Genomic DNA, 1591 nt, shown 5'->3' with positions numbered 1-1591 from the left:
GGAACTAACCTTATTGTGGTAGAATAATTCTATAAAGTTATGTAGTTGAAGGTTAATCTCTTCTTAAAAGGTTAATTCCTTCTTAATATTTTTTAGAGAAAGTCCTCTGAGTCGGCGAAAACTTGAGGGCTTTTTCTTATGTCTAATTTTCTACCAAATCCTACATTTTTGCAAACCATATTTGTAGAATAAACACGAAAACTCACCTTATATAGGTGAGTTTTTTAAAAAATATCCTAATAGATTTCAGCTACAGTACATATCTATCCTTCCATAAAATATCTTATGGAAAATAAGAAATTAATGTAAAATAACGGTTACTTTATATTTGGATCATTATAGTGAGATATGAAATAAAAATGATACATTTTTATCAATTATGGAAATAGGTGTTAAATTCTATATTAAAAAGTGATATTCTTGCATTCGTTCAACAATTATGAAGAAAAAGATACTTATGGAATTTTTAAAAGAAAGGTGAAATAACTATTATGAAAAAGATACTTAACCTAATTGTTACTGTACTAGTACTTAGCGTAATGACAATGCCATCATTATCTAATACAGCTAATGCAGCAGAAGAACAAAAAGAAGAACAAGGGACATTTCAATTAGAAAATATTAATGAAAGCGTTCTTGAAATTAAACTTCAAGATGCAGAATTTTACTTTGATAAAGATGGTAATCCTATGATTAAAGATAAAAAGAGCAACACTGAAAAAGCATTACCTACAACAGGATCAGATAAAGATGATAATCCTGTAAGTTTAGAATATAAGAAAACTGAGAATGGGTTTTTAGTAGAAGCATTAACTGACAATACAGGATTAGTTCAAACAATGTCAGTTGGAAAATGTATAACTGGTACTGCAGGTGGAGCCATTACAGGTGGAGGTACACTAGGATTAGCAGGTACTGCCGCAGGAACAGTTACCATTCCTGGAATAGGAACTGTAGGCGGTGGAGTAATAGGCGCCATTGCTGGAGCAGTTGGTGGTGGCTTAACAGGTGCTTCAACATCTTGTTTCAAATAAATATAACAAGTACATTAGAGAAATAAAAATTCCCTAAATACTAAAGTGAGGTATGACACTTGAATAAACTCATAATACCATCTATATTAGTGATTTTTTCTTTATATATCTTATTGCAAATTGCATTAGAACAAAACGTTTTCAAAAATCCACTAAACTACTTTGTATTAATTACTTTATTCTTCTTAGTCATTAAGTTCATTAAAGAGAAAAAGAATAGCCTCTAAGGCTATAGAAGCAGGCTTAAGCCTGCTTTTCTTTTTAGTCTAATATTCCCTTCTCCTTAAACACTTTTCTAAGAGCTTCATTTACTAATTCTGATTTATAACTTTTAGGAACTCGATCAATAATACTTAGCACATCATCATCAAAATAAAAACCTCGGTACACTCGTTTTGAACGGTCTTTTGGACTTTGCAACAACAAATCAATTGCATCTACTGTGCTAGCTTTTGAAGAGCTAGTGCTCGTACTTTCACTTTCATCAACATAGCTCATACTAGCTGCTACTTCGCTAGTAGCTAGCTTTTGTTCTGCTGGCATTTTACTGTTTTTAG

General features: G+C 31.4%; 2 protein-coding genes. One reads left to right on the top strand and one right to left on the bottom strand.

Annotation, left to right across the window (positions count from 1 at the left end; all coding sequences use genetic code 11):
• Window positions 1-491 precede the first annotated feature (491 nt).
• Window positions 492-1034, top strand: a complete 543-nt coding sequence (locus tag TMES_RS21855; RefSeq protein WP_033580908.1) for a hypothetical protein — start codon at window positions 492-494, stop codon at window positions 1032-1034.
• Window positions 1035-1295: 261 nt separating this feature from the next.
• On the opposite strand, the gene TMES_RS21850 is transcribed toward TMES_RS21855, so the two are convergent.
• A partial coding sequence (locus tag TMES_RS21850) for a hypothetical protein (protein ID WP_425444069.1) occupies window positions 1296-1591 on the bottom strand: 296 nt, incomplete at its 5' end.

The organism is Thalassospira mesophila (assembly GCF_002115755.1).
Lineage (GTDB): Bacteria > Pseudomonadota > Alphaproteobacteria > Rhodospirillales > Thalassospiraceae > Thalassospira > Thalassospira mesophila.
This window is presented reverse-complemented; position numbering and strand designations above follow the sequence as displayed.

Coding starts and splice junctions, on each gene's coding strand:
- TMES_RS21855 (WP_033580908.1), top strand. CDS start 492: ATGAAAAAGATACTTAACCTAATTGTTACTGTACTAGTACTTAGCGTA.